Below are 3,294 nucleotides of genomic sequence, written 5' to 3' on the forward strand. Positions count from 1 at the left end.
CGCCGACACTGACCCCACGTCCGCGCTGAGGGGCGCTCTCATCAGGCCAACGGTCACGCCGCGTGCCGCCATTACCGATCCGAAGGCATTCGGCGGCTTGCTGCGTGCGATCGAGACATTCGACGGACAGCCCGCAACCCGAGCGGCTCTGAGGTTGATGGCGCTGCTGTTTCCCCGCCCCGGTGAGCTTCGCGCTGCCGAATGGGGGGAGTTCGACTTCGAAAGTTCGGTATGGACTATCCCGGAAGCGCGAATGAAAATGCGACGACCGCACCGCGTTCCTCTTTCAACGCAGGCTTTGGATATCCTGGCCGAGCTTAAAAAAATCTCCGGCGCTGGGACGCTGCTGTTTCCAAGCGTGCGATCGCCTTCTCGTCCGATTTCCGACAATACACTCAACGCCGCCCTGCGTCGCATGGGTTACAGCAAGAATGAAGCAACGGCCCATGGCTTCCGAGCAACGGCATCAACTCTGTTGAACGAATGCGGCAAGTGGCATCCAGACGCCGTAGAGCGACAGCTGGCTCATATTGAAAATAACGACGTTCGGCGCGCCTATGCCCGGGCGGAGCACTGGGAAGAGCGCGTCAAGATGATGCAGTGGTGGGCAGATTATCTGGAAAAAATTGAGAACGCCGGAACGCGCGGGTAAACTCAATCAGATGCGGGCAGCCAGCTGTCCGGCACGTATCGCGAACGTCCGGTTTACGCTGCATAGCGGCCGTTGAGGCCTGCGTTGCCGCTCTCCCGAAGCGGACATCCCTGGGGAACCTGGCGGCCTGAAGGCGGAATGGGTGATCCGACGAAGGCCGAGAGCGCTGCGATCTAGCGAGGGCTGGAACAAGGCATGGTTCAAGGCCAGTGCCGGAGCGCCGCGCTAGCTGATTCCACACTTGTTGAAGCCGACATGATGGGAGACCTATCTAAGGCCCATGTCCACACGCCAGAAAATGGATGCAGCTGCGAATTTGATCGAAGGGTGGACGCTCCCGTCTGCGGCCACGCTTGGGTCATCGGTCCGAGCCAGAGGGATCGTTCGCGAAGTGCGAGCCCACCTGCCTTTGGCGGCGAAAAAGCTGCTCGGTATCGAGGTCGGGGTGCTCACCTTGCGCATGCCGGAAGGCGCCTATGGCGATTTCCGGACTGCGTCGGCGATTGTGTCCAAAACGCTGGAAGGCATCGAAGGCCTGCCCGTAATTCCCCGTGAAGTCGAAGACATCCTGACGATCTCTTCGGCAGAGCGGCACCGGTGGCTCAAGGACGGCCGCTTGCAAAGCACAGGCACACGTACGGTGAAACTTCGTGGTCGCGCAAGGAAGGTAACTTTTCACGTGTTTGACCCACGTCACATCGAGGACGTGCTCGATCGCGACTTGGTTACGGTCTGGCGCGAGGACGACGCGATAGCTGCTGCAGAGAATAGGCGGCGGGCCGCCGGAAAGGCCGCCCTGAAGCGTGCGCAAAAGAGCGGCCGCAGGGCCGCGTCTGCGCCTGACAGCACTCGGGACGAGGTGTCACGTCAGAAACTGAAGGGCTGGGACGAATTCGAGAGTGACGGACTTCTGCGCTGATTCAGCGAAAAAAGATTCTTTCGCTGCTCCTGCCCACTACGACCGCACTGGCCCGAATCCTGATCCGGGTCGCGCGCCTGACCTCCGGGAGTCAATGGGCGTAAACAGTCCGCGAGTCTGGTTCCGGCCCAGGTAGGCGACAGTAACGGGCCGCCATATCGGCCGTTCACCACGGGCGACACCATTTCCCGAAAGCAGCGAGCCGTTGGCGCGCGTCATCGGTATCCCTTTTAAGTCCCAGGGGATACTGTTGCCGCCCATCAGCCGTCTTATCGGTATGGCGAAGCCGCTGATCTGTGTTAAGCCGCCGCCCGAACAGCCGAAGGAGTACACCCGTGAGCGAGCCGACCGTGGCCGAGGCGACCGACAGCATCTATGCATCGCTCCGGGCGAACAATGCCGACATCGATGCAAATATCGCGGCGCTCAAAGCGGCGCTGACGCGAGAGGGGATAGAACAGGCGGTGCTCGATCCGACCAGGCTGGCGCAGAACAACCGTTCGAGCCGCAAGGTGATGCAGGCTTATTTTCGGCAGCGCGGCGTGACGTGAGGTGGGCCAATTCATGGAACACGAGCCCTGCAAGATACGTTTCATCTTGGCTGAGCATGGTGCTTAGCAGCGGGTCACTTGACCAGCCAAGCGTGCAAAATGCAGTGATGCCCGTCAGATAGACGTCCAGGCCCTGCCTCTGAAGTGCGACAGCGGTTTCAATCGCAGACCTTTTGGAGAAGTATCCTCGGTACGGAACGCATCCGAACACCGGAAAGCACCATGTTCGTGGCGTCAGCGAGAATTCCGACGCTGCGAAGACGGCCCATGTCACGGCGTCCCGACCAACGTTGACATGGCTGCGGTAGCTATTGTTGTCTGGAAGCGCTAGTTCATCTATCGCAAACTGTCGGATGGCGCTCGCCGATTCCATTCGAGCGCGTAATGTCCCAGGGATCGAAGGATCGTCGATCAGCTCTTCGACATCCTGGCGCGCCGCCATGATCTCCACGTGACCCTTCAAGGATTGTGCGTAGTAAGAAATGCTGGTGCAACCTGCCAGGCTGGACATCACGATCATCGCAGCAACCGAACGAAAAAATGCACGCATCACGGTTGCCCACGGCATTTGCTCACACGTCCGGATAGGGCAAACGTCGCAACTACGCCCGGTCCCAAACAGTGGCTCCAATTTGGTTGATGTCCTGGATGGGGGTTTAGGTTAGACGTTCGTCTTCGGCAAGATTGTCACAATGTGGTCATTCGCTGCCAAATTGCCGAATGTCCGCTATAAGCCGGACACGGCGACGTGGAACTATCCGCCTAGGAGGTCTTTTTCTCCTGAAGCTTCCGGTCGCATCCGGCCCAACGCTGTTGGTCCGCAATGCGCCCACGTCGGCCATAGACGCAAATTGTCTCCTCCCAGGAAGTAGTCGTTGCCGATGACCATGCTCCAGGTCGTAGTCGCGCTAATAGCTGCCATTGGGAATCGTTCCGCGAAGATAGTTCGGGGAAGCTGAACGACGACCGTGCAAGCGGCCTGCCGAGGCCGTCGAAATTGTCTTCGAAATCGTTCCTATTGTCGAAAAGTCCGCTCTCGCCCTCTAGGCGGCCTGCTCGCAGAGGAAAACTTCACAACTAATGCACAGTGTGTCACAATCTGAATTGGGAGCCTGGGGGGAAATATGGACGAGCCGCGTCTAGGTTTACGCGGCGCTTACGAGGCCTTATTC

General features: G+C 59.2%; 3 protein-coding genes and 1 pseudogene. 3 read left to right on the forward strand and 1 reads right to left on the reverse strand.

Translation table 11 applies throughout. The features are described from left to right. The 3 genes from EN781_RS29190 to EN781_RS29200 form a co-directional block, all read left to right on the forward strand. A partial coding sequence (locus EN781_RS29190; RefSeq protein WP_145965700.1) for a site-specific integrase occupies nucleotides 1-652 on the forward strand: 652 nt, incomplete at its 5' end. A gap of 280 nt (nucleotides 653-932) precedes the next feature. After that, nucleotides 933-1,571: a hypothetical protein gene (locus EN781_RS29195; protein WP_126034257.1), complete on the forward strand. Its 639-nt coding sequence runs from the start codon at nucleotides 933-935 to the stop codon at nucleotides 1,569-1,571. A gap of 335 nt (nucleotides 1,572-1,906) precedes the next feature. Next, on the forward strand, nucleotides 1,907-2,122 hold the full coding sequence (locus EN781_RS29200) for a hypothetical protein (protein WP_091595108.1): 216 nt from the start codon (nucleotides 1,907-1,909) through the stop codon (nucleotides 2,120-2,122). Nucleotides 2,123-2,132: 10 nt separating this feature from the next. Here EN781_RS29200 and EN781_RS29205 read toward each other — a convergent pair. Then, nucleotides 2,133-2,690 (reverse strand): annotated as a pseudogene (locus EN781_RS29205) (aminopeptidase); the annotation flags it as partial. Nucleotides 2,691-3,294 lie beyond the last annotated feature (604 nt).

The sequence above is a fragment of the Mesorhizobium sp. M4A.F.Ca.ET.090.04.2.1 genome (genome assembly GCF_003999085.1).
In the GTDB taxonomy this organism is placed as follows: Bacteria; Pseudomonadota; Alphaproteobacteria; order Rhizobiales; family Rhizobiaceae; genus Mesorhizobium.

Coding starts and splice junctions, on each gene's coding strand:
- EN781_RS29195 (WP_126034257.1), top strand. CDS start 933: ATGTCCACACGCCAGAAAATGGATGCAGCTGCGAATTTGATCGAAGGG.